Annotated in this window: 13 protein-coding genes and 1 pseudogene; 9 read left to right on the top strand and 5 right to left on the bottom strand. The window is 64.3% G+C overall.

Translation table 11 applies throughout. The features are described from left to right. Positions 1 to 761, top strand: a pseudogene (gene tnpC / locus ACFQPB_RS22890) (IS66 family transposase); the annotation flags it as partial. Positions 762 to 776: 15 nt separating this feature from the next. Here the strand turns inward: tnpC and ACFQPB_RS22895 are convergent. Next, the gene (locus ACFQPB_RS22895) at positions 777 to 2,849 is read right to left on the bottom strand and encodes a recombinase family protein (RefSeq protein ID WP_382228512.1); all 2,073 of its coding nucleotides are present in this window, start codon (positions 2,847 to 2,849) and stop codon (positions 777 to 779) included. Then, positions 2,836 to 2,988, bottom strand: coding sequence for a hypothetical protein (locus tag ACFQPB_RS22900; protein WP_382202711.1), 153 nt, complete (start codon positions 2,986 to 2,988; stop codon positions 2,836 to 2,838). The genes ACFQPB_RS22895 and ACFQPB_RS22900 overlap by 14 nt, the downstream gene beginning before the upstream one ends. A 173-nt stretch (positions 2,989 to 3,161) precedes the next feature. On the opposite strand from ACFQPB_RS22900, the gene ACFQPB_RS22905 reads away from it, so the two are divergent. The 3 genes from ACFQPB_RS22905 to ACFQPB_RS22915 all read left to right on the top strand — a co-directional run bounded on the left by ACFQPB_RS22905 (position 3,162) and on the right by ACFQPB_RS22915 (position 8,725). Further along, complete coding sequence (locus tag ACFQPB_RS22905) at positions 3,162 to 6,071, top strand: Tn3 family transposase (RefSeq protein ID WP_284306841.1); 2,910 nt, start codon at positions 3,162 to 3,164, stop codon at positions 6,069 to 6,071. Positions 6,072 to 6,405: 334 nt separating this feature from the next. Continuing rightward, complete coding sequence (locus tag ACFQPB_RS22910) at positions 6,406 to 7,725, top strand: Rieske 2Fe-2S domain-containing protein (RefSeq protein WP_382202714.1); 1,320 nt, start codon at positions 6,406 to 6,408, stop codon at positions 7,723 to 7,725. Between the two features lie 10 nt (positions 7,726 to 7,735). Further along, positions 7,736 to 8,725, top strand: a complete 990-nt coding sequence (locus ACFQPB_RS22915) for an ABC transporter substrate-binding protein (RefSeq protein ID WP_382202716.1) — start codon at positions 7,736 to 7,738, stop codon at positions 8,723 to 8,725. Here the strand turns inward: ACFQPB_RS22915 and ACFQPB_RS22920 are convergent. Genes ACFQPB_RS22920 through ACFQPB_RS22930 form a run of 3 tightly spaced genes read right to left on the bottom strand, consistent with a single transcriptional unit; the run spans position 8,722 to position 11,361 of the window. Then, a complete protein-coding gene (locus ACFQPB_RS22920; RefSeq protein ID WP_382202718.1) occupies positions 8,722 to 9,213 on the bottom strand; it encodes a MarR family winged helix-turn-helix transcriptional regulator in 492 nt (163 codons plus the stop codon). The two genes, ACFQPB_RS22915 and ACFQPB_RS22920, sit on opposite strands and share 4 nt — an antisense overlap. Positions 9,214 to 9,217: 4 nt before the next feature. After that, complete coding sequence (locus ACFQPB_RS22925) at positions 9,218 to 10,402, bottom strand: Gfo/Idh/MocA family protein (protein WP_382202720.1); 1,185 nt, start codon at positions 10,400 to 10,402, stop codon at positions 9,218 to 9,220. After that, entirely contained in the window at positions 10,399 to 11,361 is a 963-nt protein-coding gene (locus ACFQPB_RS22930) for a PDR/VanB family oxidoreductase (RefSeq protein ID WP_382202722.1), read from the bottom strand. The genes ACFQPB_RS22925 and ACFQPB_RS22930 overlap by 4 nt, the downstream gene beginning before the upstream one ends. A 120-nt stretch (positions 11,362 to 11,481) precedes the next feature. On the opposite strand from ACFQPB_RS22930, the gene ACFQPB_RS22935 reads away from it, so the two are divergent. The 5 genes from ACFQPB_RS22935 to ACFQPB_RS22955 all read left to right on the top strand — a co-directional run bounded on the left by ACFQPB_RS22935 (position 11,482) and on the right by ACFQPB_RS22955 (position 14,882). Beyond that, positions 11,482 to 12,456, top strand: a complete 975-nt coding sequence (locus ACFQPB_RS22935; protein ID WP_382202724.1) for a Bug family tripartite tricarboxylate transporter substrate binding protein — start codon at positions 11,482 to 11,484, stop codon at positions 12,454 to 12,456. Further along, positions 12,453 to 13,187, top strand: a complete 735-nt coding sequence (locus ACFQPB_RS22940; RefSeq protein ID WP_067513685.1) for a sulfite exporter TauE/SafE family protein — start codon at positions 12,453 to 12,455, stop codon at positions 13,185 to 13,187. The genes ACFQPB_RS22935 and ACFQPB_RS22940 overlap by 4 nt, the downstream gene beginning before the upstream one ends. Beyond that, positions 13,188 to 13,637, top strand: coding sequence for a bacteriohemerythrin (locus tag ACFQPB_RS22945; RefSeq protein WP_382202727.1), 450 nt, complete (start codon positions 13,188 to 13,190; stop codon positions 13,635 to 13,637). A 20-nt stretch (positions 13,638 to 13,657) separates the two neighbouring features. Beyond that, complete coding sequence (gene nadC / locus ACFQPB_RS22950) at positions 13,658 to 14,506, top strand: carboxylating nicotinate-nucleotide diphosphorylase (RefSeq protein ID WP_382202729.1); 849 nt, start codon at positions 13,658 to 13,660, stop codon at positions 14,504 to 14,506. A gap of 115 nt (positions 14,507 to 14,621) precedes the next feature. After that, positions 14,622 to 14,882 (top strand): helix-turn-helix domain-containing protein, encoded by a 261-nt coding sequence (locus ACFQPB_RS22955; protein ID WP_382202731.1) that lies wholly within the window; start codon positions 14,622 to 14,624, stop codon positions 14,880 to 14,882. Positions 14,883 to 14,978: the final 96 nt, after the last annotated feature.

Below are 14,978 nucleotides of genomic sequence, written 5' to 3' on the forward strand. Positions count from 1 at the left end.
CGCTGTACCGGCAGGAGGCGATCTTCGGCCGCGCTGGCCTGGCCATCCCTCGCTCGACCCTGGCGCAGTGGGTGGGCACCTGCGGGGTGCGGCTGCAGTCGCTGGTCGATGCCCTGAAGACCGAGATCCTCAGCCACCGGGTGCTGCACGCCGATGAGACGCCGGTGGCCATGCTCAAGCCCGGCGATGGCAAGACGCACCGCGCCTACCTCTGGGCCTATGCGCCGGGGTCCTTCGAGAGCATCAAGGCTGTGGTCTACGACTTCTGCGAATCCCGCTCGGGCGAACACGCCCGGCGCTTCCTGGGCCAGGGCACCGACAAGGCCTGGAAGGGCTGCCTGACCTGCGACGACTTCAGCGGCTACAAGGCCCTGATCGCCAGCGGCGTGACCGAGGTGGGCTGTCTGGCCCATGCCCGGCGCAAGTTCTTCGACCTGCACGCGGCCAACAAGAGCCAGATCGCCGAGTTCGCCCTGCAGCAGTTCGCCCGGGTCTATGAGATCGAGCGTGACGTCAAAGAGCTGGACACCGAGCAACGGCAAGCCGTTCGGCAGCAGCAGACCCGGCCGATCCTGGACGCTCTGCACGAGTGGATGACGCTGCAACGGCGCCAGGTGCCCGACGGATCAGCAACCGCCAAGGCGCTGAACTACAGCCTGCGGCGCTGGGATGCGCTGATCCGATTCGTGGATGACGGACAACTGCCGGTGGACAACAATTGGATCGAGAACCAGATCCGGCCCATTGCAATGGCTTGTTCATAGTGCCCCTCTTCGTTAAGTGCTTGAAAACATTGACATCTGGTTCTCGCCGACCGCCTGACACGGGCCGAGTGTCCGCGCGGCCGCCTCGATCACGCGAGGATCGAGCAGATCGGATGCCCGAATCTGATACGGCGCTCGCGGCACAACCTGCTCTGCGTACAGGATTCCTTGCTTGATCAAGCGCCGAATACGGTGGTTGTTCACGCCGAGCTTTGCGGCGGCTTCCGACATGGTGAGCCACTGTCCGTCCTTGTGCGCTGACCGGTACGCACGAATGTCGTTCACCATCCGCACAGAACTTACGCGATGCGCGGTCCAAGTCTTGCCCTGCCCGGTGGGCAGGGCCATGCGATTGAGCGTCGCGGCAATATGCTCGTCGGACCACTTGCCCGCCATGCTGCGCATGACGGCCAAGGCTTCATCGGATGTACGACAGCCATGCTCGCCAGACCTTGGCTTCGCGACCCTGACTTCCGAATGCTGACCTCCACGCCAATGAATCGTCAGAACGATCTCTCGCGTCTTCTCATCGAGATCGGCAATGATCTCCTGGACCAAGGTGTGAAGCAACTGCTGGCGTGTGCGCATCGTCACGCCGGGCGCATCCCATGCGGCGGCGAGATCTTGGGCGAGCCCACCGAGGTCGGGTGTTGCCATGGCCGACAGCGTTTGTTCGACTGCGTCGACGCGCCGTTGGGATGCCTGCACACGCTGCAACGCTGACTCCCAGCTCCGTTCGAGTTGTGCGGCGATCAAACGGTTGTCAGGGTCACAGGCCGCGTAGCGTCGCTCTGCCAGCGTCGCCTCGTAGCGTGCTTGCTGTAGTTCCAAATTCACGATTCGCCGTTGGTCCGCTTGGACTTCCATGTGCCTCCGTTCAGCAAGCGACGCCGCTTCGACGGCCAGAGGCTCGACCGCTCGCAGCAACTCTCTTGCCATGGCCTCGTCGGCTCGCCGGCCTCCAAAAGTAAAACACCGCGGCTGCGCCAGCTGCACGTGCGGACGGTCGCACCGATACACCGGTTGACGTGCACCGCGGCCGGTATACGCGACCGTCAGACGGCGGCCGCAACGCGCGCAGCACAGCATACCCGCGAGCAACGCACGCCCGCCGCGACCCGACTTCACACCATCCACTCTACCGTAGGCATTGACGGCAAGTTGCTTCTGATTGCGCTCGAATTCGGACCAGTCGATGTAGGCTTCATGGTGGCCCTGGAGCATCACCTCCCAATGCTCGACCGGCTTGCTATGGCCATAGCTCTTGCGCAGTCGCCCATCGACGAGGGCCGTGCGCTTCTCGCTCTTGCCGTAGGCATAGGTGCCAGCGTAAAAAGGATTCTTAAGCACCGCGATCACGTTGCGATAACGGATTGGAGTCCAGTCGAACGTCACCATCTTCTTGCCATCAGATGGGCGCGGGAAGTGAACCTGTTCAGCAGCAAGCGACAGAAAGGCTTGGCGGGCGCTGCCCAGCTTGCGAAACCGCGCGAAGATCAATCGGATTGCCTCCTGCAGCCGTATGTCGGGATCGAAGCCCAAACCGACCTCGCGGTGCCAGACGTAGCCGATAGGCACGCTGATGCGCAGCTCGCCGCGCTGGGCCTTGGCGCGGGCTGCCTCGAACATGCGCGCCCTGAGCACGCCGAGCTCGAATTCGCTGATGCTGCCCTTCATGCCCAGCAGCAGTCGATCATTAGGGCGACATGGGTCGTAGACCCCATCCAGGTCGATGACCCGGGCCTCGACCAAGCCGCACAGCTCCAGAAGGTGGTGCCAGTCGCGGCCATTGCGTGCCAGCCGCGAGGCGTCGAAGCACAGCACGGCCCCGACCTCGCCGGCGCAGAGCCAAGCGACAAGCCGGTCGAAACCTGGTCGGGCCACCATGCCACTGGCGGAACGGCCGAGGTCGTCATCGATGACCTCGACCTGCGCAAAGCCACGGCGGCGTGCTTCCTCGACCAGGTCGTACTGACGGCGCTGGCTCTCCAAGTTATTCTGAACCTGCGTCTGGGTGGACTGCCGCACGTAGACGACGGCCTTCCGACGCAGTACGGTGGCGGGCAACAGATCAGTGTTCGCCATCGTCAGCTCCCGTCTGTTGAACACCCGCTGCTTGCAGCAGCAGGAACGCCAGTTGCGCAATCGCGGTGGCGCGTTCGCCCGGGCTCATCCCCTGGAGAACCGGGGACTCGAAGGCCATGCTCAACTGTCGCTGAGACATGGGCGCCGGCGGTGCCAAGCGGGGACCCTTTGATTTCAGTGCAAAAAGTGACGGTTCGTTTGCCGAGCAACGGCGCGGGCCCTGCGCGGTAAGTCGTTGATTCCACTGCAGTTGCTGTTCGGTCTGGCCGAGCGTATCTTTAGCTGCCTTTCGACTCTTGAGGAGCGGCGGCGATGCAGGGTTGGCAAACACCTTATCTGGGCCTGCGTGAGCTGCCGCGGGAGATCTCTGCCTTCGAGTTGCAGGCCTTCTTCAGCTTCGGCCCTGCCGAGAAAGAGCTGATCGAGCGGCGCCGGGGCGACCGCCATAAGCTGGGCTTGGCGCTGCACATCGGTTTCTTACGCATGAGCGGGCGCCCATTGAACAGTGTTCGTGCCGTGCCAGTGGCCTTGCTGCGCCACCTGGGCAAACTGCTGGAGATCGAGACACCGGATTTGGCCTCGCTGCGCGCGCTTTACACCCGGGGCCGCACCCTGTTCGACCACCAGCAGCAGGCTTGCGAGGTTCTGGGCTTTGCCTGGATGAGCGAACACCAACGCCGTGCGCTCGTGCGTGTATTGCGCGACGAGGTGGCGCACACCGCCGATCGCGAGCGCCTGCTGCTGTGGGCCCGCCACTGGTTGTATGAACACCGACTGATCATCGTGCACGAGCGCGCCATTCGCAGCATAGTGGCGGCTGCACTCGACGATCTCGAAACCACCGCTGCTGCGTCCGTGCGAACCATGGTGCCGGCCGCCACCCTGAAGCTATGGGCGGCGGCTATAACCGCCAGCCGGCCAGATGGCCAGCACTGTCAGAGCTGGTTGTGGAGCGCGCCTGCCAAGCATTCCACGCGCCAGATTGCTGAAGTGCTCGAGCGCATCACCTTCCTCAAAGGACTGGGCCTGGATCGCCACCTGGGCGAGCTCAATGGCACGCTGGTGCGCCGCTACGCCCGGCGCATGGCCACACGTCCGCCCTCGGTCAGCGAACGCGTCAAGGAGCCAGCACGAACCGTCGAGTTGGCCTGCTTCCTGCGCTACTGCCTGCTGACGACCACGGACCAGTTCATCCTTATGTTCCAGCGCCGCGTCACGGATCTCTGGCGCCAATGCGCTGACGAGGTGGGTACCGCCGTCGACTGGTCACGGCAGTACCAATTGCTATTGCAGGATTTGACGGACCTGGTCGAGGACGAATCTGCTTCGGCTGAACTGCGTACCAAGCTGCGTGAACTGGTTGCCGCCAGGCGCGCGCAGAAGGCTCCGAGCCGAGCGTCGGGCATCCGTCGGCAACTGATCGCCACCATCGTCCCTGTGCGCTCGCTCTTGGTCGCCGTCAGCAGCTTGGCCTGGAAGGCTACGGGTGAACATCCGGCACTGCAAGCACTGGACACCTTGCGCACGCAGTATGCGACCGGTGACAAGAGCCTGCCGAAGGACTTCACGGCGGCAAGGCTGGGGGCGGCATGGCGCCAGGACATCTCCGACACCGACCGCGAGCGGGCATTCCGGGCGCTGGAGGTGTCCACGCTGTTGGCCTTGCGCCGAGCCGTTCGCAATGGCTCGGTCTGGGTCGAGCATTCGCTGAGTTTCCGGGGTCGCGAACGGCTGTTTATTCCGGATGAGCGCTGGAAGACCGAGGCCCGGCGCCACTACGCCAGACTCCAGATGCCAGTCAAAGCGGGCAACTTCCTCGCACCGCTGCTGGAGCGTGTGCGCGCCGGCGTGGATGCCGTGGCTGCGGCCGTGCGCACCGGAACGCTGCGGGTGGATGATGAACTGCACCTGGCGCCACTGGTGGCCGACGACGAAGACCCCGAGGTCACCAAGTTACGCCACCGTCTCGATCAACGCATTGGCGAGGTTCAACTGCCAGAAGTCATCCTGGCGGTGGACGCCCAGGTGCGCTTCAGCTGGGTGATGCTTGGCCGTGAGCCGCGTTCTGGCCAGGAACTGCTGATGGTCTACGCCGGCATCCTGGCCCACGGCACCAGTCTCACGGCGGCCGAGTGCGCGCGCATGATCCCTCAGCTGTCGGCCGCGAGCATCCGCCAGGCCATGCGCTGGGCCAGCGACGAGCGGCGCCTGACGTTGGCCTGCCAGGCGGTGCTGCAGTACATGCAACGCCACGCCATTGCCGCCACTTGGGGCCGAGCCGACCTGGCTTCCTCGGACATGATGAGCCTGGAGACCAGCCGACGGGTATGGCAGGCGCGCCAGGATCCAAGGCGGCAGACGGCCTCCATCGGCATCTACAGCCACGTGCGTGACCGCTGGGGCATCTTCCACGCTCAGCCCATCGTGCTCAACGAACGCCAGGCCGGCGCGGCTATCGAGGGTGTTGTGCGGCAAGAGCGGGTCGAGACGACACAACTGGCCGTGGACACCCACGGCTACACCGACTTCGCCATGACCTTGGCCCGGCTGCTGGGCTTCGATCTGTGTCCCAGGCTCAAGGAGCTCAAGCAGCGGCGTCTGTTCGTGCCGCGCGGCATGAAGGTACCCGAGGAGATCGCTGCCGTCTGTGAGGCCGGCATCGACACCGCGTTGATTGAAGCCCACTGGGACAGTCTGGTCCACCTGGCGGCTTCGGTGTCGAGCGGGCATGCCAGCGCGGTGAGCACCTTGGCCCGGTTCGGCTCGGCCGCCAGAGGCGACCCGATTTACGACGCCGGCGTGCAGGTGGGCAAGCTGCTGCGCACGGCATTCCTGGCCGACTACTTCGTCAACGAGGCCTTCCGACGCGAGTTGCGACGGGTGCTCAACCGCGGCGAGGCAGTCAATGCACTGAAACGGGCGATCTATACCGGCCGCGTCGGCCCAGCGCAAGCCCGGCGCGCCGACGAGATGCAGGCGGTGGCCGATGCGTTGAGCTTGCTGGCCAACATCGTGATGTCCTGGAACACGGCGCAGATGCAGACCGTGCTGGATCGGTGGGCCAACCGGCGCCAGATCGTGCCGCCAGAGCTCATCGGGCGGGTGGCACCTACACGGTTGGAGGGCATCAACCTGCGTGGGGTCTTCCGCTTCCCGGTGGACCGCTATGCAGCCCAGATCCTGCCCTCACAAACGGCCCGCAAAACAAGCGCCTCCGCATGAGATCAACCCCACAAACAGGGCTTCGCAGGCCGAATGAGGGACCAACAGAAAATCATTGCCTGACAAAGACTTACCCTGGGCCAAGGAACCAGACCCGCGCAAATGCTCGCTCTCCGGGCGGATGGGAACCGTCACTTTTTGCACTGAAATCAAAGGGACCCCTCACAGTGGCGCAGCAAGCTCACAGGTTTGCTACGCTGCCAAACGGCCAATTTGTCGAAGACGTGTTTCGGATGCCACTTGCATTCGCTGGACTCCATAAATATAATTAGAAGACTAAGAAAAATCTTGGTGCACTCCCACTTTATCGGCTGCCAACTTCTGGAGACCAAACATGATCACGACCGAAGAAAACGACCTCTTGTGCCGCGTCGAAAACGGTGCCCCCATGGGCCAACTGATGCGCCGGCACTGGGTTCCCATTTGCCTTCAAGAGGAGGTGCCTGCAGCAGACGGTACGCCGGTCAAGGCTCGCATCCTTGGTGAAGACTTGGTTGTCTTCCGCGACAGTGACGGCCGGGTCGGTGTGCTCGATGAGTACTGCCCTCATCGTCGCGCATCGTTGGTGTTTGGCCGCAACGAGGAAGGTGGCCTGCGCTGCCTCTACCACGGTTGGAAGATGGACGTGGCTGGCAATGTGCTGGAGATGGTGTCCGAGCCGGCCGCCAGCGGTTTCGCCGAAAAAACCAAGCACAAGGCCTATCCGACCAAGGAGTGGGGCGGTTTCGTGTGGGCTTGGATGGGGGCGCAAGACCAGATGCCCGAATTCGTGCCGCCGCGATGGGCGCCGACAGCTGAAGCCCGAGTTAGCATCGCCAAGGTGGTTCTGCCCTGCAATTGGGCCCAGATTCTGGAAGGCGCAATTGACTCGGCCCACAGTTCCAGCCTGCACAGTTCGGATATGGTTCCGGCTCGCGTCCATGGCGCGGAAGCCAATGAGAAGAACTGGCTGCGCCCATCAACCGACAAGGCCCCGCGCATGCAGGTGCAGCGTGGCGACTATGGTTTTCGTTACGCAGCCATCCGTCGCCCCATATTCAATGCGCAGACGCACGACTACGTGCGGACCACGGTATTCGTGGCGCCGTGGACGGTGTTGATTCCGCCTAACAACCTGTACAACGTGGCCAACGTGAACGTCCCAGTGGACGATACAAATACCTGCTTCTACTTCATTGGCTGGGGTGATCCAGCGCAGACGCCTGAGACCGAAACTTGGCGCAAGTTCCTTGGGCAGTCCGTTGGCGTTGATCTGGATAGCCAGTACCGGCCGCTGCGCAACTACGACAACCGCTTCTGGCAGGACCGCCAGGCCATGAAGGCCGGCAACTTCACCGGCATCAAAGGCATTCCAAATCAGGACATGGCGATGTGGATCACCATGGGCAAGATCGCAGATCGCAGCAATGACCGGCTGGGCGCCAGCGACATGGCCATCGTCGAGTTCCGCAAGCAGATGATTGAGGCGGTACGCACTTTCCAGCAGAGCGGTGATGCGATCGGCGCAGGTGAGCTCTCGATTGCTGAAAGTGTCTGCTCGTTCCAAGGTGTGATTCCAAAAACCGTAGACTGGCGCCAATATGAGGCGAAGTACGTGTGGGCGGCTCAGGCCGACTCGCCCGAACTCGACACTTCCTACACCGTGAAAGCCTGATCTCCAGCATATGGCAAAACTGCAACTTTCGGTCGCAATGGGCGACTACGACCGCACCCGCGCCCTGCTCGATGGCCGCGTCCAGATCGACGGCGTCGATCCGGTGTTCATGAACCTCTACCCCGAGGAGATGTTCTTCCGTGCGATGCGTAGCCAGGAGTTCGACATCTCCGAGCTGTCTTTCTCCAGCTACTGCGTCAAGACCGCCAAGGGCGACTGTCCCTACGTCGCGGTGCCGGTCTTCCTCTCGCGCGCTTTCCGCCACACCTCTCTTTACGTGCGCAAGGACCGCATCAAGCGGCCCGAGGACCTCAAGGGCAAACGCATCGGCCTGCCCGAGTACCAGCTCAGCGCCAACGTGTGGGCACGCGCCATCCTGCACGACGATTTCGGTGTCGCGCCCGAGGACGTGACCTGGGTGCGCGGCGGCATCGAGACCCCGGGCCGCCCCGAGAAGATCGCGCTGCAGCTGCCGCCGGGCGTGACGCTCGAAAGCGCGCCCGAGGGCATGACGATTTCGGATCTGCTGGACCGGGGCGAGATCGACGGCTTCATGGCGCCGCGTCCGCCCTCGGTCCACGTGCTGGCCAACCCGAATGTGGGCTGGCTGTTCGACGACCCCACCGCCACCGCCAAGGACTATTACCGCCGCACCGGCATCTTCCCCATCATGCACGTGGTGGGCGTGCGAAAGACCCTGGCCGAGCAGCACCCCTGGCTGCCGGGCGCGGTATTCAAGGCCTTCAGCCAAGCCAAGGCGGCTGCGCTGGAGGCACTGTCCGACACCTCGGCCACCAAGGTCACGTTGCCTTTTGTTGAAGAACAACTCAAGGCCGCGCGCGAGACCATGGGCGACGATTACTGGTCCTACGGCGTGGACAAGAACCGCGCCACGCTGGAGACCTTCTTGCGCCACCACCACTCGCAGGGCCTGTCGGTACGGCGTCTGTCGGTAGACGAGATCTTTCACCCGGCCACCTACGAGAGCTACGCGATCTAAACTGTGAGCCCGCCGTCGACTTCATCGGCCGCAAGGTTCTCAATCATGGTTAGCAGCGACTTGCGCACCGTGGCGATCTGCTTGTCGCCCAGGCCGGCCACGCTGACGTGGTTGACCTCCTCGGCCAGCGGCACCAGCATCTTTTCCAGGGCGCGGCCAGCGGGCGTGAGGAACACGTGCATGTTCTTGCGGTTGCCCGGCAATTGACGGCGTTCGATCAGGCCCATCTGCTCCATGGCCTTGACGGCGGTGAAGGTGGTGGGCTCCATCACCCCGGCCAGCTCGCTGAGCTCGCGCTGGGTCAGTCCGTCCTCGATCCAGAGGATGCGCAGAAAGGTCCAGTGTCCAAAGGACACCCCATGCGCCTGCAGGCGCAACTGCAGCGCTCGCATCTGGGCCCGCGCCACGTCGCGGATCAGGTGGGCCAGCCGGTCATCGGGCACGGCCTCGCGCCAATGGCGCAGCAGGGGGTGGTGGGTGGGGGACATGGGCTCAGGCGGGTGCGGGAATCTGATGCCTGAGCATGATATCGGTATCCGCGCGGGCCGATTCGAGCAGCGCCAGGCAGACCTCCACTGTGGCGCGCGACCAGCGCCCGCCATGCAGGGGCGCCTGGCCCTCGCGGCCCACAGCCCACAGTTCGTCGATCACCTCGGCGCGTGGCACGGCCGGGACCTGGGCCGGTTCGAAGTGCTGGCCCTGGTCGTCGTAAACCATGACGCCGCGCGGCGTCAGCCGCAGGTCGCCGCGCTCGCAGCTCACCAGCACCGGCCCGAAGTGCTGGCAGGCGTCGGGCGCGTCGGCGGCGGGTGGGGCGTAGAGCGAGCCACCGAAGTTGCGCTCGGCCTTCAGCGCCGCCTCGGCCGCCTCGTTGGTCACCGCGCGCAGGCGCGCTCGGGTCTGGCGGTGGGCGTCAGGCAACTTGGGTCGGCCCATCTCGCCCACGCCGTCCATCAACGCGTCGCTGTCGTAGTGGCCATAGCCGTTGTAGGTGGCGTTGGCCACGGCGCCGTTGGCGAATGTCAGCAGTGCGGTGTAGGCGCCCTCGGTGGGGCGGGCTGCGTCCCAGCGGCCGGTGAAGGCGCGCACACTGCGCACCTCGCCGCCGGCCAGCAGGCGAATGATGTCCATCTGGTGCGCCGCCTGGCTGTAGGCCACGCCGCCGCCCTGGGCGGTGTCCAGTTCCTCGGGCCGGCGCGGGCGGTAGAGGAAGTCGGTGTACTGCATGGCGTGCACCAGCTTCACCGCGCCCCAGCGCCCGCTGGCGATCAGGCGGCGCGTCAGCAGCACCGGCGCGTTGAAGCTGTGGCTGTGCCCGACGATGAGCTGGGTGCCGGCGGCCTCGCAGGTCTCGATCATGCGGGTGCAGTCCTCCAGGCTCAGGGCCAGCGGCTTTTCCACCAGCACGTGCTTGCCGTGGCGGGCGGCCGTCACCACGTGGTCCACGTGCATCTGGTGCGGGGTGGCCACGTAGACCCACTCGACTGCGGGATCGGCGCAGACGGCCTCGGACGAGGTCTGCGCGGTGCCGCCGAAGGTTTGTTCGAAGGCGGCGCGCGCGCCCTCGCGCGGATCGAAGGCGGCGACCAGCTTCACACGGGTGTCGCCGGTGAAGGTGGGCACCATCAGGGTGAAGGCGCGGCCCAGGCCCAGAACCCCCAGGCGGATCGGCGTCATAGGTCCAGCACCAGGGTGGCGGTCTTGGCGCGCGAGACGCAGACCATGATGTGGTCGGCCTTTTCCTCGTCCAGCAGCACCAGGTCGCGGTGGTCGGCCTCGCCCTCGATCAGCCGCGTCTTGCACGAGCCGCAGGTGCCACTCTCGCACGAGCTGGGCACATGCACGCCTTCGTCGCGCAGAGCTTCGAGGATGGATCGGCCCACGGGAACCGTGACGGTGCGCCCACTGTGCTCCAGTCGCACCTCGAAGGGCTTGTCATCGGCATGCGGCTTGGTGTCACCACCGAAACTCTCGAAATGCACCGCGCTGGCAGGCCAGTGACCTGTCATGTCGCGCACCGCGTCCATCAGCGGCTTCGGCCCGCAGCAGTACACGTGGCGGCCGGTCGCGCTGCCCGGCCTTTCCAGCACGGGCCAGAGGTCAAAGGTGTTGGCCGGGTTGCCGCCATCGTGGTGCATCACCACGTGCGGTGCAAAGTCGGGGCCGCGGAGCTCGTCCAGGAAGGCCGTGCCCTCAGGGTCACGCGTCAGGTAGTAGAGCTTGAAGCTGCGCTCGCCCTCCGCGAGCAGGTGGCGAGCCATGGCCATCATCGGCGTGATGCCGATGCCGCCTGCGATCAGCACGAAGCTGCGCGCCTTGGAGTCGAGCTCGAACAGGTTCTCGGGCTCGCCCACCTCGATCATCTGGCCGGCGCGCACGCCATCGACCAGGCTCAGTGAACCACCCCGGCCGTCGCCTTCGCGCTTGACGGCAATCACATAGCGGTCGCGCTCGGCCGGGTCGTTGCTCAACGAATACTGGCGCATGGCGCCGCTGGGCGTCTTGATGCGGACGTGGGCGCCGGCCGTGAACGGCGGCAGTTCGACGCCGTCAGGGTGGCGCAGCTCGAAGCGTTGAATGCCGCGCGCAGCGGGCTCGGCGCGTTCGACGCGCAGGGTCATCAGTGAGGTGGTCATTGTCTTAGCACCAGGCAGGGTTTCAAGTTGACAGCAATCGAACAGTTTGCAAGAATGATTATCTTAGTTTTCTAAGCAAACCACAAGTCACCCCGCACCGCCCCCACAGGAGACAATGCCATGCAACGCCGAATCATCTTTGCCCTGGCCGCAGCCGGCCTGACCATCCCGCTCGCGGCACTGAGCCAAACGCCAGCCTATCCGACCAAACCCGTCAAGTTCATCGTGCCCTATGCGCCGGGCGGGCTACCGGACACCGTGGCGCGTGTGGTGGCGCAGCGCCTGGGCGAGCGCCTGGGGCAGTCCGTCATCGTGGACAACAAGCCTGGCGGCAACGGCGTGGTGGCCTACCAGAGCCTGCTACAGAGCTCGCCGCAAGACGGCCACAGCTTCATTGTCTCGGACGGTTCCATGCTGTCGATCACGCCGCTGGTCAACAAGTCCGCCACCTATCGGGTGGGCAAGGACATCCTGCCGGTCTCGCTGATCGCGCGCTCGCCGCTGTTCATCGTAGCCCACCCCAAGACCAACGTGAACACCTTTGCGGAGTTCGTCACGCTGGTCAAGGGCAAGCCGGGTGAATTCACCTACGGCTCGTCGGGTATCGGCTCCACGCACCACCTCACCATGGAGGCGCTCAAGCATGCCCTGTCGCTGGACGTCCGCCATGTGCCGTTCCGCGGCTCGGGCCAGTCCACGCCGGCACTGGTGGGCGGTCAGGTGGATTTCTCGGTCGCGGCGTTGCCTTCCATGCGGGGCTTTTATAACAACAATCAGGTGCGCCTACTGGCTAGCAACGCTGCGACACGTTCGGCTCAAGCGCCTAGCATCCCTGCTGTTGCAGAGACAGTACCTGGCTTTGACTTCGCAGTTGTTGTCGGTGTCATCGCTGCCGCAGGTACGCCACAGCACGCGATTGATCGAATTAGCAAGGAGATCGCTGAGGTCGTCAAGCATCCAGAAGTCATCAAAACCTTCAATGCTGCAGTGATTGACCCCGTCGGCGCGGGCCCCGCTGAGTACGCCCGCGTGATCGCTGTTGAAAACGAAGCGATGGCGCGCGCCGGCAAGATCGCCGACTTGAAAGCAGAATGATCCCTGATCTACCCTGGCTGCTGTTCGCGGTGGCGTTGCTGACGGGCGGGCTCGTCAAGGGCGCTCTGGGCGTGGGGCTGCCGCTGGTGGCGGTGCCCCTGCTGTCGCTGGGCATGCCCCCGCACTTGGCCATCGCCCTGCTGGTGGTGCCGGTGCTGGCGTCCAACTTCTGGCAGGCCGTGGAGGGCGGGCGGCTGGTGCCCAGCCTGCAGCGCTTTGGCGGCCTGATCGCGGCGCAATTCCTGGCCACGGTGCTGACCGTGCGCATGACGCTGGCCCTCAGTGCCTCCCAGCTCAGCGCCATGCTGGCCGGCGCGGTGCTGCTGGCCGTGGCGCTGATGGCGTGGAAGCCCACCCTGCAGATATCGGCCTCGCGCGAGCGGGCCGTCGGTGTCGGCGTAGGACTGCTGTCGGGCCTGCTGGGCGGCGTGTCCTCGCTCACCGGCCCGGTCATCATCACCTATCTCATGGCACTGCGGCTGCGCCGCGACGAGTTCGTGGGCAGCATTAGCATCATCTATCTGTCGGCGGCGCTGCCGCTGTACGGCGCCATGCTGCTGTTCGGCCGTCTCGGCCCAACAGAACTGACAGGGTCACTGTTGGCCCTGGTTCCCATGGCTGCAGGCCTGCTGGCCGGCAAGGCGTTGCGCCAGCATCTGGACGACAATCGCTTCCGACGCGTGCTGCTGGTTTTCCTGATCGTACTCGCGATATTGCTACTGCTTAAGTAAATGTCTACCCCCCCTACTCCCCCCCAGCTGGCTTGGAGCGATGCACTGCTTCTGGGTTACGGCCCCATGGATGCGCGCCACGAGGAGTTCGTCGAGGTGGTCGCCGCGCTGCAAACAGCTCCCGATCACGAGCTGCCCAAGCGCCTGGCCGCCGTGACCAGCCATCTGCAGGCGCATTTCGACGAAGAGGATCGCTGGATGACCGAGACCGGCTTCCCGGCGCGGGACTGCCATGCGGATGAGCACGCGGCGGTACTGCGCTCGGTCCGGCATGTGCAGGCCCTGCTGGAGCAAGGCGACGGCAGCGAATGTCACCGGCTGGCCGGTGAGCTGGCGCGCTGGTTTCCCGGCCACGCCGATTACATGGACGCGGCGCTGGCGCACTGGATGTGCAAGCGCCGCCTGGGTGGCAAGCCCGTGGTACTGCGACGCGGTGTAGCGAGTGCCTGAGTTTCAAGGACTAGAGATTTATGGATCTGATTGAACAAACGCGTATCGATGTGCAGAAAGCGCTTGATGAGGATGTGGGTACGGGGGATCTGACCGCATTGCTGGTGCCAGTCCAAGCGCTGGCCACTGCCACCATCATCTGTCGCGAGGCTGCTGTCATATGCGGACGTCCCTGGGTGGACGAGGTGCTGCGGCGCGTCGCGCCTGCAGCGACGGCTACTTGGCTGGTAGACGATGGCCAGACCTGTGCGCCGGGCCAGAAGATCGTGCTGATCGAGGGATCTGCGCGCGAACTGCTTACCGCAGAGCGCACCTGTCTGAACTTCCTGCAGACCCTTAGCGGTGTCGCAACCAAGACCGCGCGCTACGTCAAGGCCGTCGAAGGCACGCGGGCCGCCATCCTCGACACACGCAAGACGCTGCCGGGTCTGCGCGCGGCCGAGAAATACGCGGTGCGCTGCGGCGGCGGCAAGAACCACCGCATGGGGCTGTACGACGCGATCCTGATCAAGGAAAACCACATCGCGGCGGCCGGTGGCCTCACCGCCGCCTTCCGCGCGGCGCAAGTCTTCAAGGATCGCGTCAGTTTCATTCAGGTCGAGGTCGAAACCCTGCGCCAACTGCGGGAGGCTCTCGATGCCGGCGTAGACATGGTGCTGCTGGATAACATGTCGCTGGAATCAATACGCGAGGCCGTACGATTAGCCGATGGCCGCTGCAGCCTGGAAATTTCGGGTGGCGTCACCTTCGAAACGCTGCGCCCCTACGCCGAGACCGGCGTCGACCGCATTTCGGTCGGCGCCCTGATCAAGGACGTGAATGCGGTCGATTTCTCGATGCGTTTCAGCGAGAAACCCGTCGAAGGCTGAGATCAGTGCCCCGGCTTGGGTTGGGCTCGCCCGGCAGATGTACGGGCGGCACGGTTCGTCTGTACGAAACCGTACAAACGTGCAGCCATCTTGGAAACGCTAGGGATGCATTTGCATGAATCTGCATGAGGAAGCTCTCATCCTACTCGTGATCTTCGAGACGCTGATAGAGACCCGCAGCGTCTCCAAGGCCAATGAGCGCCTGAATCTGAGCCAGCTGTCCATGAGCAACGCGCTGGCCCGGTTGTGTAAGGCATTCGGTGACCCGATGCTCGTTCGGGTGAAGAACAAAATGGTGCCGATGGCTAATGCCTTGCGGATCGCGGCATCCGTCCACGAGGACTTGGGGTCTCCTCGTTTTCAGTGCAATAAGTGACGGTACGAAAAGCTAGCACTGGCGCGGAGGTGGTGTTGGTAGATCGTTGATTTCATTGACTTTCCTGTTCACTTTCAAATCTGCGATTCGTGGCGT

Source organism: Hydrogenophaga atypica (assembly GCF_042665215.1).
Classification (GTDB): Bacteria; Pseudomonadota; Gammaproteobacteria; order Burkholderiales; family Burkholderiaceae_C; genus Hydrogenophaga; species Hydrogenophaga defluvii_A.